Source organism: Chryseobacterium nakagawai (genome assembly GCF_900637665.1).
Taxonomy (GTDB): Bacteria; Bacteroidota; Bacteroidia; order Flavobacteriales; family Weeksellaceae; genus Chryseobacterium; species Chryseobacterium nakagawai.
Window position 1 is genome coordinate 4,168,369 of sequence record NZ_LR134386.1, and the last position, 25,344, is coordinate 4,193,712.

General features: G+C 36.4%; 26 protein-coding genes. 8 read left to right on the forward strand and 18 right to left on the reverse strand.

Features of this window, described 5'->3' with window-relative positions; all coding sequences use genetic code 11:
• The first annotated feature begins 67 nt into the window (after positions 1-67).
• Positions 68-931: a helix-turn-helix domain-containing protein gene (locus EL260_RS18715; RefSeq protein ID WP_123856976.1), complete on the forward strand. Its 864-nt coding sequence runs from the start codon at positions 68-70 to the stop codon at positions 929-931.
• 159 nt (positions 932-1,090) lie between these two features.
• Positions 1,091-1,813 carry a siderophore-interacting protein gene (locus EL260_RS18720; RefSeq protein WP_123856977.1) on the forward strand — a complete coding sequence of 241 codons (723 nt, stop codon included), beginning with the start codon at positions 1,091-1,093 and terminating at the stop codon, positions 1,811-1,813.
• A 64-nt stretch (positions 1,814-1,877) separates the two neighbouring features.
• Here the strand turns inward: EL260_RS18720 and EL260_RS18725 are convergent, their stop codons facing one another.
• The 4 genes from EL260_RS18725 to EL260_RS18740 all read right to left on the reverse strand — a co-directional run bounded on the left by EL260_RS18725 (position 1,878) and on the right by EL260_RS18740 (position 6,382).
• Positions 1,878-2,456 (reverse strand): NAD(P)H-dependent oxidoreductase, encoded by a 579-nt coding sequence (locus EL260_RS18725; RefSeq protein ID WP_123856979.1) that lies wholly within the window; start codon positions 2,454-2,456, stop codon positions 1,878-1,880.
• Positions 2,453-3,478: a saccharopine dehydrogenase family protein gene (locus EL260_RS18730; RefSeq protein WP_123856981.1), complete on the reverse strand. Its 1,026-nt coding sequence runs from the start codon at positions 3,476-3,478 to the stop codon at positions 2,453-2,455. Before EL260_RS18730 ends, EL260_RS18725 begins: the two co-directional genes overlap by 4 nt.
• A gap of 54 nt (positions 3,479-3,532) precedes the next feature.
• On the reverse strand, positions 3,533-4,099 hold the full coding sequence (locus EL260_RS18735) for a Crp/Fnr family transcriptional regulator (RefSeq protein ID WP_123856983.1): 567 nt from the start codon (positions 4,097-4,099) through the stop codon (positions 3,533-3,535).
• 513 nt (positions 4,100-4,612) lie between these two features.
• Positions 4,613-6,382, reverse strand: coding sequence for an aminopeptidase P family protein (locus EL260_RS18740; protein ID WP_123860581.1), 1,770 nt, complete (start codon positions 6,380-6,382; stop codon positions 4,613-4,615).
• Between the two features lie 438 nt (positions 6,383-6,820).
• Between EL260_RS18740 and EL260_RS18745 the strand changes: the two genes are divergently transcribed.
• From EL260_RS18745 to EL260_RS18755, 3 genes are read left to right on the forward strand one after another with little or no spacing between them, the layout of a single operon-like run.
• Positions 6,821-7,258: a DUF6526 family protein gene (locus tag EL260_RS18745; protein WP_123856986.1), complete on the forward strand. Its 438-nt coding sequence runs from the start codon at positions 6,821-6,823 to the stop codon at positions 7,256-7,258.
• 21 nt (positions 7,259-7,279) lie between these two features.
• The gene (locus EL260_RS18750) at positions 7,280-7,447 is read left to right on the forward strand and encodes a phosphatidate cytidylyltransferase (RefSeq protein WP_123856988.1); all 168 of its coding nucleotides are present in this window, start codon (positions 7,280-7,282) and stop codon (positions 7,445-7,447) included.
• Positions 7,448-7,456: 9 nt separating this feature from the next.
• The gene (locus EL260_RS18755) at positions 7,457-8,563 is read left to right on the forward strand and encodes a DNA topoisomerase IB (RefSeq protein WP_123856989.1); all 1,107 of its coding nucleotides are present in this window, start codon (positions 7,457-7,459) and stop codon (positions 8,561-8,563) included.
• Between the two features lie 156 nt (positions 8,564-8,719).
• Here the strand turns inward: EL260_RS18755 and EL260_RS18760 are convergent, their stop codons facing one another.
• The 13 genes from EL260_RS18760 to EL260_RS18820 form a co-directional block, all read right to left on the reverse strand.
• Complete coding sequence (locus tag EL260_RS18760) at positions 8,720-9,607, reverse strand: helix-turn-helix domain-containing protein (RefSeq protein WP_123856991.1); 888 nt, start codon at positions 9,605-9,607, stop codon at positions 8,720-8,722.
• A gap of 157 nt (positions 9,608-9,764) precedes the next feature.
• Positions 9,765-12,011, reverse strand: a complete 2,247-nt coding sequence (locus EL260_RS18765) for a TonB-dependent receptor (RefSeq protein ID WP_123856993.1) — start codon at positions 12,009-12,011, stop codon at positions 9,765-9,767.
• Positions 12,012-12,199: 188 nt separating this feature from the next.
• Entirely contained in the window at positions 12,200-13,087 is an 888-nt protein-coding gene (locus EL260_RS18770; protein WP_123856995.1) for an urea transporter, read from the reverse strand.
• Positions 13,088-13,306: 219 nt separating this feature from the next.
• Complete coding sequence (locus EL260_RS18775; protein ID WP_123856997.1) at positions 13,307-14,008, reverse strand: hypothetical protein; 702 nt, start codon at positions 14,006-14,008, stop codon at positions 13,307-13,309.
• Positions 14,009-14,160: 152 nt separating this feature from the next.
• Entirely contained in the window at positions 14,161-14,949 is a 789-nt protein-coding gene (locus EL260_RS18780) for an urease accessory protein UreD (RefSeq protein WP_123856999.1), read from the reverse strand.
• Positions 14,950-15,588 carry an urease accessory protein UreG gene (gene ureG, locus EL260_RS18785; protein WP_045499433.1) on the reverse strand — a complete coding sequence of 213 codons (639 nt, stop codon included), beginning with the start codon at positions 15,586-15,588 and terminating at the stop codon, positions 14,950-14,952.
• 153 nt (positions 15,589-15,741) lie between these two features.
• Positions 15,742-16,431 (reverse strand): urease accessory protein UreF, encoded by a 690-nt coding sequence (locus EL260_RS18790; protein WP_123857001.1) that lies wholly within the window; start codon positions 16,429-16,431, stop codon positions 15,742-15,744.
• Position 16,432: 1 nt separating this feature from the next.
• Positions 16,433-16,942, reverse strand: a complete 510-nt coding sequence (gene ureE / locus EL260_RS18795; RefSeq protein ID WP_123857002.1) for an urease accessory protein UreE — start codon at positions 16,940-16,942, stop codon at positions 16,433-16,435.
• Positions 16,932-17,582, reverse strand: a complete 651-nt coding sequence (locus EL260_RS18800; protein ID WP_123857004.1) for a hypothetical protein — start codon at positions 17,580-17,582, stop codon at positions 16,932-16,934. Before EL260_RS18800 ends, ureE begins: the two co-directional genes overlap by 11 nt.
• A gap of 126 nt (positions 17,583-17,708) precedes the next feature.
• Positions 17,709-19,430 (reverse strand): urease subunit alpha, encoded by a 1,722-nt coding sequence (ureC, locus tag EL260_RS18805; RefSeq protein ID WP_123857006.1) that lies wholly within the window; start codon positions 19,428-19,430, stop codon positions 17,709-17,711.
• Between the two features lies 1 nt (position 19,431).
• Positions 19,432-19,800, reverse strand: a complete 369-nt coding sequence (gene ureB, locus EL260_RS18810; protein ID WP_123857008.1) for an urease subunit beta — start codon at positions 19,798-19,800, stop codon at positions 19,432-19,434.
• 11 nt (positions 19,801-19,811) lie between these two features.
• The gene (gene ureA, locus EL260_RS18815; protein ID WP_089690243.1) at positions 19,812-20,114 is read right to left on the reverse strand and encodes an urease subunit gamma; all 303 of its coding nucleotides are present in this window, start codon (positions 20,112-20,114) and stop codon (positions 19,812-19,814) included.
• Positions 20,115-20,269: 155 nt separating this feature from the next.
• Positions 20,270-20,635, reverse strand: coding sequence for a hypothetical protein (locus tag EL260_RS18820; RefSeq protein WP_123857010.1), 366 nt, complete (start codon positions 20,633-20,635; stop codon positions 20,270-20,272).
• A 413-nt stretch (positions 20,636-21,048) separates the two neighbouring features.
• Between EL260_RS18820 and pruA the strand changes: the two genes are divergently transcribed.
• Complete coding sequence (gene pruA, locus EL260_RS18825) at positions 21,049-22,674, forward strand: L-glutamate gamma-semialdehyde dehydrogenase (protein ID WP_123857012.1); 1,626 nt, start codon at positions 21,049-21,051, stop codon at positions 22,672-22,674.
• Between the two features lie 292 nt (positions 22,675-22,966).
• Positions 22,967-23,176 (forward strand): cytochrome C551, encoded by a 210-nt coding sequence (locus EL260_RS18830; protein ID WP_123857014.1) that lies wholly within the window; start codon positions 22,967-22,969, stop codon positions 23,174-23,176.
• 80 nt (positions 23,177-23,256) lie between these two features.
• On the opposite strand, the gene EL260_RS18835 is transcribed toward EL260_RS18830, so the two are convergent.
• The gene (locus EL260_RS18835) at positions 23,257-24,750 is read right to left on the reverse strand and encodes a serine hydrolase (RefSeq protein WP_123857016.1); all 1,494 of its coding nucleotides are present in this window, start codon (positions 24,748-24,750) and stop codon (positions 23,257-23,259) included.
• Between the two features lie 210 nt (positions 24,751-24,960).
• Between EL260_RS18835 and EL260_RS18840 the strand changes: the two genes are divergently transcribed.
• Positions 24,961-25,170 (forward strand): hypothetical protein, encoded by a 210-nt coding sequence (locus EL260_RS18840; RefSeq protein WP_123857018.1) that lies wholly within the window; start codon positions 24,961-24,963, stop codon positions 25,168-25,170.
• The last annotated feature ends 174 nt before the right edge of the window (positions 25,171-25,344 follow it).

Below are 25,344 nucleotides of genomic sequence, written 5' to 3' on the forward strand. Positions count from 1 at the left end.
TCTGAATTAAAACCATTAAAGCAGATTTTACATATTATTGTAGCTTTGTAAAACCAGTTCCAAAAAAATGAAGCATTCTATTCCTACTTATGATTTAAGTGATATTTCCAAGCACCGTTTCCATATCAAAAGAATGGATCGGAATACCTATCATGCAGAGGATATTCTTATAGATAAAGGAATACATCGCGACAGCCATTACATTTTTACTTTCATGGAGAGTGGACACGTAAAGATGATGGTTGATTTCAAGATCATTGAAGCTAAAAACGCTACTATTTTCTGTGTACTACCCGGACAAGTACATCAGGGCCTTTTAATGGATAAAGTAAACGGCTGGTTTGTAGCCATACAATCTGATTTGGTTCCGGATCCTGTACGCTCTGTCTTTGAGGAGTCTCTGGAAGGAATACAGCCTCTGATAGTGGATACAATATGGATAGAAAAGTTTAATAATATGGCAGCTATACTTCATACCTTTTACACAGATGAGATGCAGGCCTCCAAAGAAGGTTCTTTGGTCATTCAATCCTTATTGTATTCTTTTATAGGGATGTTCGCCTTAATTTATTCAAAAGAAAACTCTTCTCATATTGGTAATGAAAATCGTTCTTTACAACTGACAAGAGCGTTCAAAATCATGGTACGGCGAAGCTACAAAACCATGAAAAGTCCATCCGAATATGCAGAGAAACTCAATATATCAAGGGGATATCTCACCGAAGCAATTCGTGAGGTAACCGGTAAACCTGCGCAGCACTGGATCCATCAGGAAATTTTAATTGAAGCGAAGCGATTATTGGCATTCACTCACCTTACTGTAAAGGAAATCGCCTATGAATTGGGATATAATGATCACGCCTATTTTAGCCGATTGTTTTCAAAATTGGAAGATCAATCCCCTTCAGAGTTTAGAACTGCCAACAGATAGCTAAACTTCGTTTTCTTCGTTATACATAAGACCTTCTCTTCTCTCATTTTATCTACGCCCTTTTTTCTACATCACCAACCACGAATTATCCAATCATTCCCATGAAATGGCTATTGGTATATTTTAATTTTGAAACTTTCTTTGCAGTAAAAATTATTTATGCCAAGTTTACCAAAATGGATCAACGATACGGTAGAAAACGTATGGTCTTCAAAATTTAAAGATTGTAAAGTCATTCATATAGAAGTTATTTCACAAAACCTTCACCTTGTACGTTTTGAAACCGATTTACAGGATATTCAGGTTGAACCTGCTTATGCTATCGGAATTAGAATCAATGACAGGGATTTTAGGAATTATTCACCCTTCAATTTTAATAGAGAAGCGGGAACGTTTGAAGTTTTATTTCATATCCATGATACTTCAGCGGTGGGCAGCCGCTTTGTAGCTAGTTTATCTATTGGAGATTCGATAAAAATATTAATGCCCAGAGGAAAACGTTTTTTTGAACCGGATGCAAAAATCCATTTCTCAATAGGAGATGAAACTTCATTAGGAAGTTCCATTTCTATCAAAGAAGCTGTAGAAGAGTGCGGTTCTTCGTTCATCTGTCTTCATGAGCTGGAAGAATCTCAGGCTTTGGAAAGCCTCAATTTATATGGCTATCACAGTCCTAAAAACAGCACTATGAGAATTATAGAAGCCTTAACCGATTTTTTGAGAGAAGAAAGGGAAACAATCTATAATGATGATGCTATTTTTTATCTTACAGGAAATGGTGAGCGCATGTCATTGATTAAAAAATTTCTTAAAGCCAAAGGAGTTTCTGCGAGATGCATCAGATCACAAGCGTATTGGATTGAAGGAAAAAAAGGATTATAAAAGAAAGGAAACTGGAAATTATACAGTATTTATACCAATTTCCAGCTTCCATTTTTATTTGATTCTATTTCATTTTCTGTCCCAATGATTTTACGCTCTTCAGCCATGTTTTCCGCTGTTCTTCATTAGAAGTCCTGATGATTCCCAGATAGGTTACTTTAACCGGTTTTATTCCGCAGAATTCCAGCGTTGACTTTTTAAGTTGATTCACACTTGGTCTTCCATACATCAAACGGTAATACCAACCAGGCTGATCGATTGTGGTGATAATATGTGCGGTTTTTCCTTTTAAAAGCTTATCCCACCATAAAGAGTTTTCCCTGTATTTATAAGCCAATCCAGGAAGGAAGAGCCTATCGATGAAACCTTTCATCTGAGCAGGTAAGCCTCCCCACCAAATCGGATGTATCCAAACCAGATGATCTGCCCATTGAATAATTTCCCAGGCATTCAACAAATCCGGCTCCAGCTCCATTCTTTTTTGATACCCAAACTGCAAATTAGAATTAAAATCTAATTCTGCAATGGTAATTTCTTTTACTTCTGCTCCTGCTTCCAAGGCTCCGCTTTTATAAGCTTCTGCCACTCCGAAATTGAAAGATTCTTTATTGGGGTGACCGTTGATTATGGCTATTTTTTTCATTGTGCTATATTGATATTAATTGTTTCATAGGCATTAAGCTGAGCCAATAATGATAAAGGCTCATGCAGTTGATGACTGAAATACACATTGTTTTCATGGGGGTTTCTCAATAATTCTTCTGTATGCAGAACCGCTGATAAAGCTGTTAATTCCGCTTGTCCTTTTATACTTTGCAGACTTAGTTTTTTATTGCCTGTTTTATCTTGTACTACTAGTTCAAAGACAGCCTGATCTCCATTTCCACTCGATCCGAAAACCATCTTTCTTTCTTTTAAAGATAAAATATCAAAGATTCTTAGATATTGAAAACTCCCCAACAGCCAAGTAATAAACTTAGAATTATAAGTCATTTTTACACTCACATTAGGAACTCTCTCAACCTTGTTCAGGATATACAGATCAGGAACATCAAAATTATAGGCACTCCTTTTCCCGATTCCGAAAGAAAAATCAAAAGTTTCCGTATCTAAAAAGTGTCTGATAGAATTGGGTTTATCATTTTTATAATCATGAAAAGGAACGGCAACATTCTCCGCCATAAAATGGGCAGAACTTTCACCAGCTAAATCTTTAACAGAATAATATACAAATAGCTTGACTCCCTGAATATGATCAGGATCTTTTGTTAGTGCATTAGTTAATCCGGGTACTATTCCACCCATCCAGCCCGAGCTGAAAACAATTCTACTGTTAATCTCTGATTTTCCTGCAATATCATAAGCTTTTACCAAAGCGGGAGTAGGTTTGGTGATATCCAGGTAATCAATATGATGAGCAATAGCATATTTCAGAATATGGTCAGATTTATCATTCACAGAAAGAATGATAAGATTTATTTTTTGATCATTAATAACCTGAAAAGTACTGGGATCAGTAACATCAATCTTTAAATTTTTATTTAAATTTTCACCTTTACGTCCGCCAATAAAAATATTGAGATGAGGATTTCTCTTCTGTAAAATACGGGCAATCGTTTTGCCCACCAATCCGTTTCCTCCAATAATCAGAATATTGTGCTCCATTTATTTTTTTTGACAAAATTATAGAGCTGGCAAGTCAATAAACAGGACAAATGTCTAAAAAGAAATCTCCTTTCTGATACGGCTTAAATGCCGTTGTGTAATTCCAAGGTAGGAAGAAAGGTACTGTAACGGAATTCTCTGAATATAATCAGGATAATTTTTAAGAAGTGCCGCGTACCGTTGACTGGCACTGTCTCTCTGAAGCTGAAAAAATCTATTTTCAAGCTCAAGATACTCCTGTTCAGCAATCATCTTTAAAAATTTGGTCCAGTTGAGATTGTCCTGGATAAGAGCATCCATTTTTTCTTTCTTCAGGATAAGCAGTTCTGCATCTGTAATCGCCTGCATACTTTCTTTGCTTAAACTTCCGGAAATAAATGATGAATAAGCAGCCATCATTGTATTGGGAAACCTGAAACAATAGGTCATATCTTTTCCGTCATCAGAAAGATAGAAAGAACGGAAGACTCCTGACTGTATAAATGCCACTTCTCTGCATTTTTCACCTTCCTGAATGAAATACTCGTTCTTGTTAACTTTTCTGATTTCAAATAGCTTTAAAAACTCTTCAATTTCATTTTCTGAGAACAGCTCAAAACTCCGAAAAAAATCACGTACCATTTTATTTTGGTTTCTTTGTGTCGCGAAAATAAATAAAACTTATTAGAATACTAAGCTTAGATGAAGGAAGTTAGAGGGAAATAGCTGGAAATTGGAAATTATTGCTAATGATATAATTACTCTTAGCCCCTATAAATAAGTTGAAAAGAAAAAATATCTCTTTTTTTGATCTTCATAACTTTCATATTCCAGTTCTCTTCTTCAAACCTACTAAAATCTACATTCTCTATTCCAAACTCAAGAAAAAAATCATCCCAGGATGGGATGATCTACCGTTTTGAATAACTAAGTTATTATATGAAGATATGAATGATGTTTTGTTGGTACAAAGATAAATAGAGCTGCAATTCCCATCATCAGGAGAATCCCTACAATTTTATCCGTAAAAATACGGTTGTATAAACAAAAAAGCCCTGCAAGAAACTTACAGGACTTTTACTGATCTAACAATTAATTTGTTTAGTATTATAAAGTTCAATGTTTAAAATTATTCAACATCTACTTTAATTTTTATTAAAGTGGGCTTACCAGCTGTAAGAACCATTCTTTAACTTCTCCTTCCAAATGAGGAGCCAGTTTCTCTTCACATGTTTTATGATAATCATTCAGCCATGCAATTTCACTTTCTGAAAGGATTTCTTTTACCACTGTGTCTTTAAAAAACGGGCAGAACGTTAATGTTTCAAATTCATAAAATGTTCCATGAATAGTTTTCTCTGCTTCTTTCACTGCGATAAGATTTTCATGACGGATTCCGTAATGTCCTTCAAGATAGTATCCAGGTTCGTTAGAACAAACCATTCCCGGAAGAAGATCCTGAGGGTTTAAATCTTTTCTGATGTTTTGTGGCCCTTCGTGAACGTTCATAAAGCTTCCCACTCCGTGGCCTGTTCCATGGTTGAAATCTTTACCTTCCATCCATAACGGAAGCCTTGCAATGGCATCAAGATGTACTCCTTTTGTTCCTTTAGGGAATTTTACCATTGATAAACGAATCAATCCCTGTAATACCAGAGTAGAGTTTCTTTTGAACTCTTCTGAAGGTGTTCCCAGCGAAAAAGTTCTTGTAATATCTGTAGTTCCTTCAAGATACTGACCTCCTGAATCTACAAGGATCGTATCTTCATTGGTGACTTCCTTGCTTCCTTCTTCTTTAGCAGAATAGTGCATGATAGCCCCATTATCTTTATATCCAACGATGGAACCAAAACTTTCCCCTACAAAGTTTTCACCAGCTGCACGGAAACCTCTCAGTTTCTCACCGATAGAATATTCGTTCATCGCTTCTTTTCCTGCATTGTGAGTAAGCCAGTAAAGGAATTTTACCATGGCTACTCCATCTCTTATCATTACTTTTCTGAAACCTTCCAACTCAGTTTCATTTTTCTGAGCTTTCATCAGGTTTCCTGGTACGGGAGCTTTGATAAATTGGTTGTCTGCCTTTAATATTTCAAAAATCTGCTGGTTGCTGTTTGGAGAAACCAATATTTTTTCATTTTTGAAAGCTTTCAGATAGTTATAAAATTCTTCGTAAGGCATCATTTTCACAAAAGAATCATCCATTTGCTTTCTGGCTTCTACGTCAAGCTTTTCCAAACCAGTGAATAGCACTGCATCATTTTTAGTGATAACAATATATCCTAAAAATACAGGATTGCTCTGTACATCGCTTCCTCTCAGGTTGGATGTCCATGCCACATCATCTAAGCTTGAAATAATGTGAACGGTTGCCTCCTGCTCTTCCATTTTTTGACGGATGGCAGACAGTTTATCCGTTACAGATTTACCAGCTCTTTCTACAGGATGTACAAAGATGGGGTTAGTGGATGGGGTCCCTCTTTCTTTCCAAACCTCCTTTAGAAGGGGCATATCAGCAAGGGTAATATTTTTTGAATTAAATTTTTGAGAAAGTAGTTCCCAGTTGGCATTAGAAGCAGCTAAAGCATTGACAGCCACTTTACCTCCGGCTGGAATTTCAGAAATAATCCAATCTATATAATTAGGAGTTCCTTCTATTCCGTCTTTGAAAAGTTCGATTCCTGAACCGTCCAGTTCAATAGCAGCTTGTGTAAAATATCTTCCGTCTGTCCAAAGCCCAGCTTTGTCTTTAGTGACTACCACAAAACCGGCAGAACCTAAGAACCCTGAAAGCCAAGCTCTTTCCTGCCATTCTTCAGGAAGGTATTCACTCATGTGCGGGTCTGCAGAATATACGATAAATGCATCAACATTATTTTTCTGCATTTCTTCGCGAAGCGCAGCAACTTTTTCCTTTGAAGTCATTCTTTTCATTTTTAAACACCGAAAGTTACGAAAAATTTGAAGTTAAAGGATCAAATGAAGTCCCTATTTTCCTTATGATCTGTTATTTTTTTATGAATTTTAATTAGAAACACCGATAATCTTGTTTTCTTAATAGCTACTAATACACAAATAAAAAACATTAGTGCATTGGTGGTTAATAAATAGATCGTTTTTAAAGGCTAATAATCCTCATAGATTCAACATAAACATCTGTGCAAATCCTTTTTGTAACCACATTAGCCTATATAACTATATGGCTCAAATAAAACGGTTCTATTTTTAATCATATAAATTGATAGACAATAAAGTTAGATTCAACGTATGTATATATTTCAAAAAAATAAAATTCATACCATAAAATGTTATTTTTTATTAAAATAATATTATTTTGGAAAGATTATTGCTTCATTACATCCTATGAAACAGCAGAACTATAATAACCACAGAAAATTTTATCCACCTCATCATTTTATTTATCTTCCATTATTAATTATCCTGGAGATTTTAGGAATCTATAAAATCTGGAACGATCCCGATAATCAACTGATATGGATTTTATTTTCAATTGTAATTTTTCTGCTTTTTTATCTGGCATTTATGACCAGACAACATTATGCATTAGGACTTCAGAACCGTATAGTGATCCTTGAATTTAGGCAGCGATATTTTGAGATCTTTAGTAAAAGGTCTGATGAAACAGTTGAAAAATTAAGGTTTGATCAGATTGCAGCCCTAAGGTTTACCTATGATGATGAGTTTAAAGAGCTTTTGTATAGAGCTCTGCATGAAAATATTTCCGGAGATGAGATTAAAAGATCAATCAAAAATTGGAAAGCTGACAAACTCAGAATTTAATAAACACCAAAAATATTACTTATGAAAAAATGGAGCTTTTACAGTATTACGATATTAAGTTTGTTAACACTAACAAGTTGTGAAGCAGTAGGAACAATTTTTAAGGCCGGAATGTGGTGGGGAATTTTCTTAGTCTGTGTAATTGTAGTGATTCTTTTACTGATTTTTTCGAAGGGTAAAAACTCTTAACCATTTTCTATGGAGAAGAATGCAGATTTAGAGATCATTTCTCGCCTTAAGCCATCAAAGATTGTTAAAATCATGAAGGATCCGGAAGCTTCTGCAAAGGCGGTACATCTCATTTATACCACCGATGCAGAAACTGACGGAATCACGCGTAAAAAAACAGGGAATAGGTATTCCTATTATAAGGACGGAGAAAAAATCCGTGATGGGGAAGAAATAACTAGAATCAATAAACTGGTTATTCCTCCGGCATGGGAAAATGTATGGATCTGTACTTTGGAAAATGGCCATCTTCAGGCAACAGGTTTTGATGTTAAAAAAAGAAAGCAATACCGCTATCACCCTTTATGGAGTGCTCTAAGAAATCATACAAAATTTTACAGAATGCTTCAGTTTGGATATGCTTTACCAAACATCAGGCTTCATATTGAACAGGATCTCGCTTTAAGGAATTTTGAAAAACGGAAAATACTCGCCTTGATCGTTAGTCTCATGCAGAGAACGAATATCCGTATCGGAAATACTATTTATGAAAAACTATATGGCTCATTTGGACTAACCACTTTAAAGGGTAAACATGTTGAAATCAAAGGACAAAAAATAACTTTTTCATTCAAAGGAAAGAAAGGCATTTTACATCATGTTGATCTCAGAAGTAAAAGATTGGCAAGACTGGTACAAAAATGTAAGGATATTCCCGGCAGGGAACTTTTCCAGTATCTGGATGATGAAGGAAACCGGCATTCTATAGACTCCGGAATGGTCAATGACTATATTAAGGAAATAAGCGGTGATGATTTTACAGCCAAAGATTTCAGAACCTGGTCTGGAACGGTGAATGCTTTGATTGCTTTCAAAGAAATAGGATATGCTGAAAATGATACACAATATAAAAAAAATGTAAAGGAAGCCCTAGATATTGTTGCTGAACATCTGGGAAATACCAATACTGTCTGCAGAAAATATTATGTTCATCCTTTAGTGATCAATCTTTACGAAAACAACACCATCAAAAAATATCTTGACGAACTGGAAATCATTGAAGAAAATGATGGAAAGGCAGACTTAACGAAGGAAGAAAAGCTAGTGATTAAGATTCTGGAAAATGAAAAGTTATAGCGGTTTTTAGGCTGGAAGACGCAGGCTAGGAGACGGAAGTATTGAATGTTGAAAAATCAATTGTTGACTTTTTATCTAAAATAATCTCAATTAAAAACTACATTCATAACAATACTGTCCGATAGCACCTTCAGCATCCCTCTTCCAGCTTCCAAACTATCCCGAAACTCTATTGTTCAAAAACTGAGCTCTGTATTCCTTCGGTGTAATTCCTGCAATTTTTTTGAAAAGCTGGGTAAAATGAGAAGCTGTATGGAAATTCAACTCGTAGGCAATTTCCGCAATGTCTTTACTGGAATGCAGTAGTGCCTTGCTGTAATTGATATCAATCTCGTTGATCCATTGTTTGGGGGATTTTTGAGTCACACTTTTCACACATTTATTCAAGTAACTTTCTGTTACGGATAGTTTGTATGCATAAAAGGCCACCCGCTTTTCTCCCACATGATATTTGAATAAAAGATCCCGAAACTGAAGAGACAGCTCCATCGGACGTGTAGCTGATTTATGATGAGTATCTGAATCTGTGCTCAGCATTTTGATCAGAATAAGATGAAGCATCGTGACTACAACATCATTAATATTCAGATTATTCAGCCATAATTCCTGTTCCATAATGGGAAGAAGTTGTGTAATCGTTCCATAGGTCAGACTATCCAGATTCAGGAAAGGGGTCATAAAGAAAATACTGCTCTTATGTTTGGGTAATTCCTGCTCAGAGAGGATATTATTTTCGTAGGCAAGAAAGAATCCTTCAATATCATCGGAAAGTTCTACCGTAGCAGTAATCGTTCCTTGTTTAATAAAAATTACGCCGCCTTTTTCAGCATGATATTCTTTATTTTCAAGATATTGCTTGATATGTCCGTTGGTAACGAAAATAATAAAGTTAAATGTAGTACGGTATGGGATCACTGGCATCAAAATTCCTTTAAGGTAATTTTCTATCCGGTAAAGCTGTATATCTGCATTATTAGCTAGTATTTTCTCCGTGATATTGGGCAGAAAAAGTTTTTTATACTGAAAATTGGATAATACTTCCATATCCGATATTATGATAAATTAAAGTTAAACAAAATTTATAAAGTAGCACTTAAGAGGATTTGAAAATTTGAGAATGAGTTTATTTGAAAATCATTGGTTCTGTCGCAAAAATCTTTCAGCTTTAAGATTATCATCCTCACTCTCAAACACTCCCACTCTAGAACTTGTAATATACACCCACTCTAACCCCAAACGGGCTTCCCGGTGTATAGGTAAGGTCTGTGATAGGTTCGGCTTCGCCTTTCAATTGGGTTTCTGTAGCAAACTGGGCTTCATTCCATTTTACATTAAACAGGTTGTTAACCTGAATGTTTGCTCCCCACTTCTGACGGTTGTAAGACAGCATCAGATCATTAACGAAATAAGCTTTTGTTTTAATACTGTTGTCTTCTACGGCTGGTCTTTCACCAAGATAACGGTACTGAAGGCCTAAAGAAAATCCTTTTAGGAAATCCCAGTTTACAGATCCTGTACTGGTCACTACGGGTGCCAATGGAATATAATCCTGTCCTTTTTCTTCTTCAATAAATCTTGCATGAGAATAATTGATGTCTGCATTCAGATAAAAGTTTTCCAACGGCTGAAAACGGATTCCCAGATCAGCTCCGAAACGTCTTGACCTTCCGGATGGCTCTACTACGGCATCGTCTCCTACATATACAAACTCTTGCTGAAGATCCATATACCACACGGCAGGAGTAATAATCAATGATTTTAACGGGTGTAATCTTACTCCGAAATCAGCTCCAATGGAATAAGGAAGAGTATTCTCATTTTTATTGGTCACTACTACTCTCATATCATTAGAATGGAATCCCATCCCTGTTTTCAGGAACCACATGACGTTATCATTCTGGGCATACGAAAAGTTCAGCTTAGGACTTACTCTTGTTGCTTCTTTTGATTGCCCTGAAGGCAGCTGTTCGGGATCCAGCAGATTATGCATATTGAAGATAAAATGGTCAACCCTTACTGCTGGATTAATCGTCCATTTTCCCGTTTTCCAAATCAAACCTGAATAGGCATGAAGATTGGTTTCTGTTCCGTTTACATCAGACAGTCTGTCAAGCAGCATATCTCTGTGGTAAACGTGGTTCAGTTGTAAGGTATTGATATCATCATTTCTTAGACCAATTCCGGAAATCCAGTTTAATGAACTATTCGGAAGAGAGAAGCTTTTGGTATATTTTACTTCTGCACCATAGATATTTCTTCCGTCGGTCTGCTGAATTTCATCTCCGTGATCTTTATCTTTTAAAAAGAATGTAAAATCAGAATATAAGTTGAAGTTATATTTTGAATAGAAAGCCATCGCATCAATCTGTTCAGAAGAAGAAATAATATGTTTAAAGTTCATCTGAAGATTTGTTCTGGAAGTTTTCCCTCCTTCGGTAGGATCAATACTTCCCCATCTGCCTATGATTCCTTCGTCTACCGCACGTTCCGGAATCTGCCCGGAAGCATTCCATGAGGAATTGAATGTTGAAAACTGAATATTGAAGTAATCGTTATCGGTAAGCCATTGGTTATACTTCCCGAAAATATTAACCCTGTTGAAATTTTGTTTTACATCGAAAGGTCCGTCTGTATAATTATATTCTGCTGCGATATAAGCATTCTTTCTTCCCAGATCATCATGCAGAATATTGAACATCCCCAAAACTCTTTTTGAATTGAATGAACCACCTTCAAGCTTAATCATACTATTTTTTAAGCCATTATACGTTTGAAAGTCTACATACCCAGCCGTATTGAAATCTCCCCGGTCCATATAATAAGCTCCTTTTCCAAAATCAATATTATTTACCGTTTCAGGAATTACAAAGTGAAGATCAGAATATCCTTGTCCATGAGCATGAGAGACAATATTCACGGGCATTCCATCTACATTCACGCTTACATCAGTTCCATGATCGGCATCAAATCCTCTTAAAAAAAGCTGCTCAGCCTTTCCTCCTCCAGCATGTTGTGCAATAAACAATCCTGGTACTTTTCTTAATAAATCCTGTGCTGAATTAACAGGAAATTTATTCAAATCGACCTTCGTAATTGCAGATAAAAAAGAACTATGATTAATAGCAACTTCGGAGATCTGAAATGGTTTATGCTGTAAAAAGATAACTTTGTTTTTATCATCATCATGGGTAACCACCCATTTTACCTCATCATATCCCTGACGGCTGATGATTAAAGTATCAGGAAGTGATTTGACAGGAACCGTAAAAGTACCGTCTGTTCCCGTATGAGTGTGAGAGTTCCCGTGGTCATATTTCACCAATACGTCTGCTATTGGAAATTTGTCTTCTGCATCTTTGATCTGCAACTGCTTTTCTGCCTCTTGTGCCATCATTTTTCCACTGAATGTCATGACAAGAAAAGCGGCTGCTATTTTAGTTATTTTCATTTTTTGTTTTGTTAAATTAGAGATTAGTGGTTGGATATTAGATAATATACGAAGAGATGATAGATGTTTTAGTCTTAAAATTCAATAGGAAATTTTGAAATTCCAATTACCAGTGAAAGGATCACAACCTTGAATATTCCTACTCTCAAACTCTAAAACCTTCAAACTCTAGAATCCCCAACCCAAGTCTATGCCTTTGCTTTAAGAATTACTTTTTGAATTAAAAGGGTTATCCATGTTCCGGCTACGAATGGGAAAGTAAATACTCCACCTACTGCATCCAGACAGTGATTATCGATGAGAAGATCATCAATGATAATCGTTAAAAGAACGGCGATCAGTACCCATAAACCATCTGTTTTTTTAACGCCAGAAAATACAATAGCTGAAAGTACCGCATTAAATCCGAATAATCCCATGTGGATTTCTTGAATAGGCTCCCCATTTAATTGTGATAATCCGGCTCCTAAAATAGAAGCTGCTAATCCATACAATGCAGCAATGGGTGAACTGATAAAAACCGCCAGAAAGAAAATCATTCCTGAAAGTATACCACCCTGAAAGATCACTTCCCCAAAACCATTGGTACAGGTAAGAAAGTCATCGTATTTTGAAGGAATCACCTCAGCGCTCAACATGGCAGATGGTGGAATATGTGTAAAATGATGTAAGGAAAATACCAAGATCCATGTAATCACAATGAAAGGAAAAGTAAATACCGGAATTTTCTTTTGGATAAAAAAATGCTGAATAACAGCTGCCAATGCTCCGCCTAATATAATAAGTACCCAAATTAAGATTGTTGTTTCAAATAAAAAGGCCAATGCTACTCCTACAAGCGCTGCACTGAAACCGTACAGTCCAGCATTAATTTCAGATTGATTATATTTAAGCTTCATCGCTGTAAATGTTCCGGCCGCTGTTGAAAGCAATACCGCAACTCCACATTCCCAGCTCCCCATAAAGATTCCTATCAGAAACAGAAGGCCAGTCCATCTGTTTTCCTGAAGCATAATCTGCCCGATTCCTTTTAAAACATTGTCTAAAAAAGGTAGTTTTTTGAAAAATTCGTTCATAGTTTTTTTAATTGTATTATTGATTAGAGATATTGGATAGGGATGAGAGATAATAGACTAAGAGATGAGAGACATTGCAAGTTTAAAAGTCAATAGTCAATTTTGCTTCGCAAGTGAATAGTGAATGAGAAGTCATTAGTGAAAAGGTGATAACCTTAAACATCAAACCTCCCACTCTCAAATCCTCTCGCTTTCCGACCCTCAAACTCCATCTCTCATTTACCATCCCAGAAAGACCATCCCCACTCCGCATACGGTAACAACCGCCCCGCTAACAACTCCCATATATCTTTCAAGCTTATCTGTATTGAATAATGTTGAATAGCCATAACGTCCCAGAAGAACCATTCCAAGCATTGTCAAAACTGTAGTAACGGTAAATGAAGTCACCAGTACTGCAATTTCCGACATGGAATGTTTAACCCCGGAATAGAATAATAAAGGAATTAATGGCTCACTTGGTCCCATTACGAAGATCATGAAAAGAACAAGTGGTGTTACTTTTATTCTTGTTTGAGGCATTACCACTTCACTGTGATTGTGTTCATACACATAAACATCATCCCCCATCACATCGAAATGTTTATGGGGTTTATTTCTGATCGCCTGGATAACACCGTAAATTAAATAAACTCCTCCAAAGATCAGCAAGGCCCATCCTGAGAAATTCCCCCTGATATCCTGAAACCAGGAGATCTTATTCAGCTGCCAGCCCAGAAACACTCCGATAAAACCAAGGATCAGGGAACTCAAGACATGCCCAAGCCCACAAACTACGGTTAATATTGCGGTTTTCATTCCGCTCCATTTCTTGGATTTTGAAATCACAATAAAAGGCAGATAGTGATCTGGCCCTGAAGCGGTATGTATAAAACTTATTGAAACTGCACTTAAAAGAAGCGCCCAAACTGTACTGTCCATTTTTCTATTAATTCTGTTATTTCAGATTCTTTATTAAGTTTTGGCTAAAGCCAATGGAAGGTTTCCTTTTATTGACGCGGGCTAAAGCCCGCTTCTATTGAATGTATTCTCTAGTAGATTTTGAGATTATGCAGATCTTAGCCTTACCATTCTTACTCCAGTGACCAAAGAATTTCCTGCACATAAACAAAAAAGTTGTACATCAATTCTCCTCCATGCCCTAAGGCTCTTACTACAAAACCATTATCTTCCATAGCAGAAACCCCTACTTCCATATGTTCAATATGTTGAGTTGCGGCTTCAACGATCTCTTCGATCAATCCATTTTTATCTACATTTTCTTTTGTGCTGTAGAAGATTAATGTTCCCTGATGAGTATATTGTTCCAGATTACCAATACTGCTGATCGGAATCAGGTCTGGCTGAATCACCACGTTATCTTTTACTACCAACTTATTGTTATGATAGATTTCCATAAGGTTCTGGAAACGTCTCAGTTTGAAAACCTCTCCATAATGCTTTCTTCCGCAGGTAATAATTTCACTGATGATGATCTGGCTGTTTTTCCCGATATGAACATTAGCCTTACTCTTAAAGTTAGAATCTTCATGCGGAACAATAGGATGTGGAACGTAAGCGAAAGAGGTTTCATCCTCCATCATTACATTCAGTTCCTGAACCGCTTTATCTTCCATATTGAAAAGTCTCTGGTAGGACTGCGACTGCAACTGAAGAGAAGATCCTTTTTCAAGGGCTACATCCAAATGATAATGGTCACCATCCAGAATTCCCGGGGAGGAGCTCATCACCATCTGATAGAGCTTTTTGTCACTTTTTCTCTGCCCTACAGAAACAACTCTGAACGGAAGTGAGACATAAAGATCTTTCACATAAGACTCTCCTCCCTTGAATCCTGCGATAATATTTAAACGACTATCCATTTATCTTACTAAGTTCGGTTCTTCAATTTCTTCTAAAAGAGCGTATTTTTTGATCCATCCGATCACTTTATCCAACCCTTCATCTGTTTTAAGGTTGGTAAAAACAAAAGGATTTCCTTTTCTCATTCTTCTGGCATCGTTCTCCATCACTTCTAGACTCGCTCCTACATACGGCGCAAGGTCAATTTTGTTGATGATTAATAAGTCTGATCTTGTAATACCAGGCCCTCCTTTTCTAGGAATTTTTTCTCCTTCTGCCACATCAATAATGAAAATCGTCACGTCTGCAAGATCAGGACTGAATGTTGCGGAAAGGTTATCACCTCCACTCTCAATAAGTACCAGTTCAATTTCGGGGAAACGTGCTGCCAGTTCATCTACTGCTTCAAGGTTCATACTTGCATCTTCACGGATCGCTGTGTGAGGACAACCTCCGGTTTCTACCCCAATAATTCTGTCGTGAGGAAGAAGGCTGTTTTTAGCCATAAATTCAGCATCTTCCTTGGTATAAATATCATTGGTAATAACTCCAAGATCATATTTTCCGAATAATTTTCTGCTTAAACGTTCCAATAATGCTGTTTTTCCCGATCCTACAGGTCCTGCAACTCCTACTTTTATATATTTTCTATTTTCCATTTTTTCTAAATTTTACGTTGTTCGTTTATTTTTTTAGCGACAAGAACGCTAAGGTTTTTTATTGATTGAGAATATTTTTTTGATTGCAAGGGCGTTACATTCAGCAAAGGATATTTACATTCTATTCATTTGCCCTTTTATATCTTTATCTTTTTATGACATATAAAGCCTTGAATAAAGCCTTTCGTGTTGCATACATCTGATATCAAAAGCTGTATTACAAAGCCCTACCATATCTCTATCCAGTTCCATGGTTTCCCAAACTGTTTTTTCCATAACAGGATATAAAGCAAATAGAATATCCTGTCCGTCGAGTTGTCCCAGAGGTACCAACTTTACAGCATTGGTAATCATCCCGGCAACAGAAGTATAATAGAATCCTAACAATGCTTCGTATAAAGGAATTTTCATTAAATAAGCATAGACTCCAAAGACGATACAGTAATGAGAATTGGCTTCTTTATTTTGAATCGCTTTTTCAAACGCTTCCATCAGAGGAAAACTTTCTCTTCTTTTGAAGATTTTTATCAGCCTTAAGCCTAATTTCTGACTGGCCTGACGAATTTCTCTCGGACATTTTATCGCATTACATTCATTGTCAAGGTCCAGGAGCGCCTGCAAATCTCCCTTTTCCGCTGCTTTATAAGCCAGTTTCGCAAAAGCACCGTCATTGAATTTAAGATTATACTGAAGCATATTCTGTACAAACTCTTTTGCTGTTTCTGCATTATGAACGATCCTTTCTTGTACATAGGTTTCAAGCCCGTTGGAATGGGTATAACCACCAATCGGAAGTGTAGGATCAGCCAGATGAAGGAGTCCTGATAAAAAGTTGATGTTCATATTATTCATCTTTTGGAGCAGCCATTTTTAAGATTTTGGTAAAAATTGTGGAACCAAGACTTCCGTGTCCATGAGGTTCTACATTCGATTTAAGAAGGTTAAGCAGTTTTACAGATTGTCTTTCCGGTTTAAAACCGCTTGCTTCAAGCCACCTGAACATTGGCATTTCAAAAGGGAGCAATACTTTATCTTCCTGGATGAAAAGCGGAATATGTTTATTTCCGATTTCATAACATACTGTTCCCATTTCCAATAAAGAGCCAGGAACCATTACAATTGCCTCTGTTTCCAGCACATTGATCGCAATTACTTTTTCTGCATCCTCAAAAAGAATATCTGCTTCACGCAAACGCTGACCTTCTTTTAGAAACTTGATGGCAACATCTACTCCATTTCTGGTTCTTTTACGTTGGATTCTTTTCGTGGTTTCAAACCATTCCAGATCCAGATAATCTATATTCTTTTCTGTAGGATTTTCGGTGAGATTGCCTATGGTTTGATTAATTATCATCTTTAGCCGATTTTTTTCTGAAGTCAAAGTTTTTGGAAATACCAACCCCGAATGTTGAACCACTAAGTCCTGCTACGTAACTTTTCGTCCAGCCTTCTTCTTTAGTTTTAGTCTGAAGCATTGAAAGTTCTGCAAATTTGAATTTCAAGGCCCAGCCTCCCCCTAATAAAATTCCGATCAGAGGATAGGCACGAAGGCGGAACCCATTAAAGTTCTGCATAGCGTCTGCTGTTGTTGCCTGTTGCTGTCCCCAAACATAATGAGCATCTATCTGCCCGATCAATACGAAGTATTTTCCAAGCATTAAAGACGGACTGTACCAAACTCCGGCTTCATTTTGTTTATACACAACATTATGATTCACAGAATTTTGCGAGTAAGCATAATTAACCCCAACGAGGTCATTATTATTGATAAAATATCCTACTCCAAGCGGTGCACTTGAGACTGTACTGCTGCTGCTGGTAGGAGTAGTAACTTTTGAATAATCCAATGAACCATACATCATAAATTGTCCTTTGGGTCCATCTTCATCACTCTTCAACCTGTGTCCTCCTAAAAACTGAGCGCTTACTTTACCAGAAAGTAAAGACATCCCGGCTATAGCAAGAGAAAAAACTGTTTTATTTAAATATTTCATTCTAAACGTAGTTCTATGATTGTTAATTGTTTTTAAAATATTCACTGATAAATCTTTTGGGTTGTTGAATAAACCTAACAGGTTTTTGAAACCTGTTAGGTTTTAGGTTTATGAATAAGATCTATCTTAGAACAGATAATACAATTGAGTTAAAGGAAGTTTCTCTGCAGGCTCACAAGTGATGTATTCACCGTCTACTGTTACTTTATAATTTTCAGGGTTCACTTCAATTAAAGGCGTCTTATCGTTATGAATAAGATCTTTTTTACCAATATTCCTACAGTTTTTCACCGGAAGAATCATTTTCTCTAATTTATAAGAAGCAATCGTTCCGTTATCAATAGAAACCTGAGAAACAAAATTGGCACAAATACCATATTTTGCCTTTCCGTGGGCACCAAACATATTTCTGTAGATCACTGGCTGCGGTGTTGGAATAGAAGCATTCGGATCTCCCATTTTAGCGGCGATTACAAACCCTCCTTTGACAATCATTTCAGGCTTCACTCCGAATAATGCAGGTTTCCAGATTACTAAATCTGCTAATTTCCCTTCTTCAATAGATCCTACATATTCTGAAATACCATGTGCAATTGCTGGATTGATGGTATATTTAGCTACATATCTTTTGGCACGGTAGTTATCGTTCCCGCTATCCTGATCTTCAGCTAGATCACCTCTTTGCTCCTTCATTTTGCTTGCAGTCTGCCAAGTTCTTGTGATCACTTCCCCTGGTCTACCCATTGCCTGAGAGTCAGAACTCATGATACTGAAAACCCCCATATCGTGAAGAATATCTTCTGCTGCAATCGTTTCAGGACGGATACGTGAATCTGCGAATGCCACATCTTCAGGGATGTTTTTGCTTAAGTGGTGACATACCATCAGCATATCTAAGTGCTCATCGATTGTATTTACCGTATAAGGACGTGTAGGGTTTGTAGAAGCTGGTAATACGTTGGGATACATTGCTGCTTTGATGATATCCGGTGCGTGACCTCCACCTGCACCTTCCGTGTGGAATGTGTGGATTACTCTACCATTGATCGCTCTCATGGTATCTTCAAGGAACCCTCCTTCATTTAAAGTATCGGTGTGGATGGCTACCTGAACATCATATTTATCTGCTACTTTTAATGCTGCATCAATCGTTGCAGGGGTTGCTCCCCAGTCTTCATGGATTTTTACTCCTAAAGCTCCCGCTTCCACCTGCTCTTCGATAGGCTCTTCTGCTGAACAGTTTCCTTTTCCGAAGAACCCTAAGTTCATTGGATATTCTTCTGCTGCTTCAAGCATCTTCTGCATATTGAATTTTCCTGGAGTCACTGTTGTCGCGTTTGTTCCGTCATTTGGACCTGTTCCTCCACCAATCATAGTGGTGATTCCACTGTATAGAGATGTTTCGATCTGTTGAGGACAGATGTAGTGAATGTGTGTATCAATACCTCCAGCAGTTACGATATAACCTTTTCCACCGTGAACTTCAGTAGAAGCACCTATAATCATATTAGGAGATACACCATCCATCGTATCAGGGTTACCTGCTTTTCCGATCCCTACGATTTTACCGTCTTTGATTCCGATATCACCTTTTACAATTCCCCAGTGGTCGATGATTACTGCTCCTGTGATACAAAGGTCCAAAACCCCTTCGTCTCTTTTTGCAGTCACATTCTGCCCCATCCCGTCACGTACGGTTTTTCCACCTCCGAAAACGGCTTCATCTCCATAATGGGTAAAATCTTTTTCGATTTCAATAATGATTTCAGTGTCTCCCAGTCTGATTTTGTCTCCTGCTGTAGGACCTAATATATTGGCGTATTGCTTTCTGTCTACGTGTAAGCTCATCTTAGTGATTTTTAAAGTTTAACTCTTCAATTTTTGCAAGGCTTGCTTTTTTCTGATCTTCAGAATCTACTTGTCCGTCAACAAGGTTATTGAAGCCCATTGCTTTTTTGGTTCCTCCTATTTCTACCAATACCACTTCTTTTTCTTCTCCCGGTTCGAAACGCACTGCAGTACTTGCCACAATATTCAATCTCTTTCCGAAAGCCTTTTCGCGGTCAAAGCTCATCGCCTTGTTTACTTCAAAAAAGTGGAAGTGTGAGCCTACCTGAATAGGACGATCTCCTGTATTGGTTACTTTGATTTTGACAGTTTCTCTGCCTTCATTGCAGATAATTGTACCTTCTTTTACAAAAATTTCTCCTGGTATCATAATAAATAGGATTAACGGATTGGGTTGTGTACGGTTACCAGCTTTGTTCCATCAGGGAATGTAGCTTCAATCTGAACATCGTGGATCATATCTGCCACGCCAGGCATCACATCATCTTTAGTTAAAAGATTAGCGCCTTCCTGCATCAGTTCAGCTACTTTTTTTCCGTCTCTTGCTCCTTCAAGCAAAAAGTGACTGATTAATGCGATTGATTCTGGATAGTTTAATTTAAGGCCTCTAGCCTTTCTTTTTAGAGCCAGCTCTCCTGCCAGAAATAGCATAAGCTTCTCCGTTTCTCTCGGTGTTAAGTGCATAGTATTTTTATTTAAAATTGGACAAACAGTATCCTGTTCGCCTTTCTGAAAAGGCAAATAGATAAGTTCAAAAATTTAAAAATGAGGAATAATGCTTATGGATCTATACCTGTAACAGGATAAACCACAATAGATCATTAAAGTTTAAAATAAGATTAGCAGCCTGCTATTTGCAGGGAATGATACAGAATGTATCTTGGTGCTGTAATATAAACGCGGTTTTGAATGGCCGCAACGGGAGTCTCAAAAGTATACTTTGCAAAGAAATAGTTGATCCACTGCTGTGCAAGTATTGAATAATCAAATTTCACTTTCTCCCAATCATTGGAATCCTGGACATCTTGTGCATCTGAAAAACTGTAAATTTCAGGCTGGGTCTGCTGATCCGATTTTTGCTGAAGAAGGTTGATTTTTGATAAGACATCAGCGTATGATTTAGTTTTCCCTGTATGTGTAAAGATACCTACACATAAAGCTGAGAAAAATAATACAAAAGAGAAAAATATGACTCTTTTTTTCATACCTGATTAATAATGGTGTAAAAGTAGAGAAATCTTAAAACCCAGGCTATCAAAAAAATTATTTAAAATGTTCAAAATCGCAACAAACGCAATTTTATATAAATTTAACGTTTCTTTATAAATCCTTTATTTACAATACTTAAGGACTATTTATCAACTATGACAAATATTTGGTTGTCCCAATTCCAATAATTATGACAAATCTGTATATCTTTTTCTTCTATATAAAGGATTTAATAAAAATATCAGATATTTTCAACATACAACATTAAAAAAACGTTATATATTAACGATTATCTTTCAATAAAGTTTATTTCACAAAAAGAGGTGTGATTTTTTTCTTTCCTTATAATTGTCGTAAATTTGTATACAACATACTTATTTTAATTTAATAAAAAATAATAAAACGTAATATGTCAAAAGCAATTTCGCAAGTACCATTAGCGGTAAATGAGCCGGTAAATTCTTATGAACCGGGATCTCCAGAAGTAAAAAGCCTTATCAACACTTACAAGAAAATGTGGGCTGAGAAGGTTGAAATTCCAATGATTATCAACGGAAAAGAAGTAAAAACTGATAATAAAGTACAACTTCAATCTCCTCAGGATCATGCTCACGACTTCGGATTTTATTACCAAGGTGGTATGCAGCATGTGGATGACGCTATCAACGCGGCATTGGCAGCTAAAGAAGCATGGAATGAGCTAGGTTGGGAACAACGTGCAGCAATTTTCTTAAAGGCAGCTGATCTTTTAGCAGGTCCTTATAGAGATGTAATTAATGCAGCTACGATGATCGGACAATCTAAAAATGTACACCAGGCTGAAATTGATTCTGCTTGTGAGTTCATCGATTTCTTAAGATTCAATGTTGAATTCATGACAGAAATGTATGCTGAACAGCCAGTTTCTGACAATGGAATTTGGAACCGTGTAGAATATAGACCATTAGAAGGATTCTGTTTTGCAGTCACTCCATTTAACTTTACAGCGATTTCCGGAAACCTTCCTACTTGTATGGCAATGTTAGGAAACGTTGTGGTTTGGAAACCTTCTGATAAGCAGGTTTATTCTGCTAAAGTAATCATGGATGTGTTAATTGAAGCGGGTCTTCCTGCCGGGGTAATCAACATGATCTTTACAGATGGTAAAGAAACTGCTGAGAAAGTATTGGCTCACAGAGATTTTGCAGGTCTTCATTTCACAGGTTCTACAAAGGTATTCCAGGGAATGTGGAAAATGATCGGTGACAATATCCACAACTACAGAACATATCCAAGAATCGTTGGAGAAACAGGTGGGAAAGACTTTGTAATTGCTCACCCTTCTGCTAACGTAGAAGCTGTAGCTACTGCTTTAGTAAGAGGTTCTTTCGAATACCAAGGACAGAAATGTTCTGCGGCTTCAAGAGCTTATGTACCTAAGTCACTTTGGGCTGATGTGAAAAAAGTAATGGAAGCTCAGATGGCTACTATTAAAGTTGGTTCTCCTGAAGACACTTCTAACTTCGTAAATGCTGTAATCGACAAAAATTCTTTCGAAAAATGTAAAGGATACATCACCAGAGCAAACGAATCTTCTGAAGCTACTGTAGCAATCGGTGGAACTTGTGATGATTCTAAAGGATGGTTCGTACACCCAACAGTAATTGAAACTACAAACCCTCAATACGAAAGTATGGTAGAAGAGATTTTCGGCCCAATCCTTTCTGTATTTGTATATGAAGATCAGGACTGGAAAGAAACTCTTAAATTAGTTGATTCTTCTTCTCCTTATTCATTAACAGGTTCTGTGTTTTCTCAAGACCGTTATGCAATTGCTGAGGCATATAAAGCTTTAGAAAATGCATCTGGTAACTTCTACATCAACGATAAGCCAACGGGTGCTGTAGTAGGTCAGCAACCTTTCGGTGGTGGTAGAGCTTCAGGAACTAATGATAAAGCAGGTTCTAAAATGAATCTTCTTAGATGGACATCTGTAAGAAGCATAAAAGAAACTTTTGTTTCTCCAAAAGACTACAAATATCCATACCTAGGATAATCATGAACAATAAATAATGGACAATGAGTAGTTTCTTGTCTGTTTTTCAATATAGCCTCGGAATTTTAATTCCGGGGCTTTTTTATAGAATAATGAGAGGCACAAGATCCCCTTAATTAGTTGTCATCATAAAAACACTTTATTGCTACTCTCTAATAATTTAATACTCCCAACCTCCTCCACTCCTTCTTACCTAACATCTTTTAACAAACTTTACCTATATTTTACGATTTGTCTCACCCCGTTAGGAATAATAGTTGTTTTTTCATTATAACACCCCAAATAAAATTGTATGAAAAAGTTATTGTTAACAGCTATCGGCATAGGATTATTTGCAGTGAGCTGTGGAACCAAGGAGTCATCTATGTCTACAAGTAACAAAGATTCAGCTAATACACGGGCTGCATCACCCATTGCTACAGACACAATGACTACAAAAATGACGAATCCGGACAGCATGAAGATGAAAAAGGATTCGATGGCAACACCTCCTGCCAAATAGCATTATATACGTTTAATTTAAAAATGGAAAATCTGCAGTTGAAAGCGCTGCAGATTTTTTTTATGAATATTTTCCAGCTGCTACTTTATTTTTTTAAATGTTGTACCTCCTTGTATATCCATGATAACCCCGTTTACATTTCCTTTATCATCCAGCTTGAAATTAAAATCAAAATCAGGATTCATTTGTTGTGGTACTTCTTCTGTTAGTTTTGATGAAAATAAATCATATTGCTGATGAACTAAAATAAATTTAAATGTCGGAAAAGTGATATACAGATTGTCTTTCTCTTTTGAAATAATAAAAGTTCCATATTCTTTATTTGAATATTCCCCGCAATATGCCTCTAGATCATGAGTGGGCTTTTTATTTTCATTCACAGAAGAACTTATATTCTTTTCAGGTTTTAGAATGTCATTCACTTCCATTTCATATGAATAAGGTTTATTATTATCCAACCCCAGCATCCGAATCGCGACCATATTACCAATCGTACTTGCAATATCTGAATTATGTTGATTACTTAATACAACCAGCCCAAATTTTTCTGCCGGGAATAATAAGACCGCCGAACTAAAGCCAGATACCCCTCCAGAATGCCATACTTTATAATGTCCTTTTAAAATTTGGGTAAACCAACCGTATCCATACCCCAGCAAAAAGTTTTTCTGATCTGAAGTTACAGGCGGAGCTCCATCAATCACAGTTTTAGTACTCATAGCACCCTTAGTATATTTCTTTGAAAGCACAACCTGATTTTCAAAAGTTCCGTAATTGAGCCAAAGCCTTATCCAATTTGCCATCTCTGTTGCAGAGCTATTGATTGCTGCTCCGGGTTTATCATTATCAGGTTTTTGAAATAATACTTTTTCAATGTTTTTTTGATACATTCCGTAGGGATAGGAGAAATCTTTTTGTTTAATCATTTCATCGATCGATGTATTGCTGTTATACATATTTAGAGGAATGAATATTTTTTCTTTCATCAGCTCATCCCAACTTTTATTATTAAGTTGTTCTGCAATAGTCCCTAAAATAATATATCCGAAATTACTGTATCTCCAGCTATCTTTAGGCTCCCCATTTTCTTTTAAAAAAGAAAGCTTATGCATTAAATCTATACGTTTTACTGAAGGAAAAAATATATAAGTCCCATCTACACTTCCCAATCCGCTTGTATGTTCCAGCAAATCTTCAATTGTAATCAAATTATTCATTCTATCCGTAGAAAATGTGAGATATGGAATATATTGAGAAGGTTTGTCCTGAACAGATATTTTTTTCCCATCTTCCAGCATCCCAATCAGGGCAGATGTAAATGATTTGGTATTGCTTCCGATACCGAAAAGAGTATTAGGAGTTACCGGGAGTTTATTTTCATAGTCTCTGTAGCCAAACCCTTTAGAGTAAATCATTTTATCATTTTTCACAATAGCAACAGATAATCCTGCCGCTTTATAATTATATAGAATTTTATTAATTTCTTCATCAAGACCTTTTAAATTTTCTTTCGGCTCCTGACTTAGCATTAAGTTGAAAGACAACAAACTTACGATGTACAATACTTTTTCCATACTTTTTATTTTTAATACAAAATAGAGATAGGTTGAATGACAAATTTCCAGTCATTTTCATTTCTCAGTGATATTGGCGATTCTATAATAAGTAACAATATTTTCTTTTTTATTACATTAAAAATAATTTTATTTGAATATGTAACCTATTATTAATAGAAATATCAATATTTTACTATATTTGACATTAATAAACATCAAAAAAATATTATGAAAAAATTATGGCTAGGAGCAGTTCTTGGGCTTCTTTTCCTTGGAAGCTGTGCTCAAAACAAAGAAAAAAGAGAGGAGTTTAAAGCAGCTCATGACAAAGACTCCTTAAGAAACAGAATGGGCGATTCTGCAGTAGCTAATTCTGAACCGGCACCGGCTGCTCCAGATACTTCAAAAATCAAAACCGACACTTCAAAAGTGAAATAAAATCGCAAATCCACAGAATATCTGTGGACTTGCACTTAAAAAAACTTGACTGAAAAAAAACCGGGCAATCAACCCCGATTATCCTGTATAATCATATTCTAATCAGAATATTTTTTGCAAATGAAAAGAGGAACCGTAGTTATTTCATGAAAAACGAAATATATACGCGTTCCA

Coding starts and splice junctions, on each gene's coding strand:
- EL260_RS18715 (WP_123856976.1), top strand. CDS start 68: ATGAAGCATTCTATTCCTACTTATGATTTAAGTGATATTTCCAAGCAC.
- EL260_RS18720 (WP_123856977.1), top strand. CDS start 1,091: ATGCCAAGTTTACCAAAATGGATCAACGATACGGTAGAAAACGTATGG.
- EL260_RS18725 (WP_123856979.1), bottom strand. CDS start 2,456: ATGAAAAAAATAGCCATAATCAACGGTCACCCCAATAAAGAATCTTTC.
- EL260_RS18730 (WP_123856981.1), bottom strand. CDS start 3,478: ATGGAGCACAATATTCTGATTATTGGAGGAAACGGATTGGTGGGCAAA.
- EL260_RS18735 (WP_123856983.1), bottom strand. CDS start 4,099: ATGGTACGTGATTTTTTTCGGAGTTTTGAGCTGTTCTCAGAAAATGAA.
- EL260_RS18740 (WP_123860581.1), bottom strand. CDS start 6,382: ATGACTTCAAAGGAAAAAGTTGCTGCGCTTCGCGAAGAAATGCAGAAA.
- EL260_RS18745 (WP_123856986.1), top strand. CDS start 6,821: ATGAAACAGCAGAACTATAATAACCACAGAAAATTTTATCCACCTCAT.
- EL260_RS18750 (WP_123856988.1), top strand. CDS start 7,280: ATGAAAAAATGGAGCTTTTACAGTATTACGATATTAAGTTTGTTAACA.
- EL260_RS18755 (WP_123856989.1), top strand. CDS start 7,457: ATGGAGAAGAATGCAGATTTAGAGATCATTTCTCGCCTTAAGCCATCA.
- EL260_RS18760 (WP_123856991.1), bottom strand. CDS start 9,607: ATGGAAGTATTATCCAATTTTCAGTATAAAAAACTTTTTCTGCCCAAT.
- EL260_RS18765 (WP_123856993.1), bottom strand. CDS start 12,011: ATGAAAATAACTAAAATAGCAGCCGCTTTTCTTGTCATGACATTCAGT.
- EL260_RS18770 (WP_123856995.1), bottom strand. CDS start 13,087: ATGAACGAATTTTTCAAAAAACTACCTTTTTTAGACAATGTTTTAAAA.
- EL260_RS18775 (WP_123856997.1), bottom strand. CDS start 14,008: ATGGACAGTACAGTTTGGGCGCTTCTTTTAAGTGCAGTTTCAATAAGT.
- EL260_RS18780 (WP_123856999.1), bottom strand. CDS start 14,949: ATGGATAGTCGTTTAAATATTATCGCAGGATTCAAGGGAGGAGAGTCT.
- ureG (WP_045499433.1), bottom strand. CDS start 15,588: ATGGAAAATAGAAAATATATAAAAGTAGGAGTTGCAGGACCTGTAGGA.
- EL260_RS18790 (WP_123857001.1), bottom strand. CDS start 16,431: ATGAACATCAACTTTTTATCAGGACTCCTTCATCTGGCTGATCCTACA.
- ureE (WP_123857002.1), bottom strand. CDS start 16,942: ATGATAATTAATCAAACCATAGGCAATCTCACCGAAAATCCTACAGAA.
- EL260_RS18800 (WP_123857004.1), bottom strand. CDS start 17,582: ATGAAATATTTAAATAAAACAGTTTTTTCTCTTGCTATAGCCGGGATG.
- ureC (WP_123857006.1), bottom strand. CDS start 19,430: ATGAGCTTACACGTAGACAGAAAGCAATACGCCAATATATTAGGTCCT.
- ureB (WP_123857008.1), bottom strand. CDS start 19,800: ATGATACCAGGAGAAATTTTTGTAAAAGAAGGTACAATTATCTGCAAT.
- ureA (WP_089690243.1), bottom strand. CDS start 20,114: ATGCACTTAACACCGAGAGAAACGGAGAAGCTTATGCTATTTCTGGCA.
- EL260_RS18820 (WP_123857010.1), bottom strand. CDS start 20,635: ATGAAAAAAAGAGTCATATTTTTCTCTTTTGTATTATTTTTCTCAGCT.
- pruA (WP_123857012.1), top strand. CDS start 21,049: ATGTCAAAAGCAATTTCGCAAGTACCATTAGCGGTAAATGAGCCGGTA.
- EL260_RS18830 (WP_123857014.1), top strand. CDS start 22,967: ATGAAAAAGTTATTGTTAACAGCTATCGGCATAGGATTATTTGCAGTG.
- EL260_RS18835 (WP_123857016.1), bottom strand. CDS start 24,750: ATGGAAAAAGTATTGTACATCGTAAGTTTGTTGTCTTTCAACTTAATG.
- EL260_RS18840 (WP_123857018.1), top strand. CDS start 24,961: ATGAAAAAATTATGGCTAGGAGCAGTTCTTGGGCTTCTTTTCCTTGGA.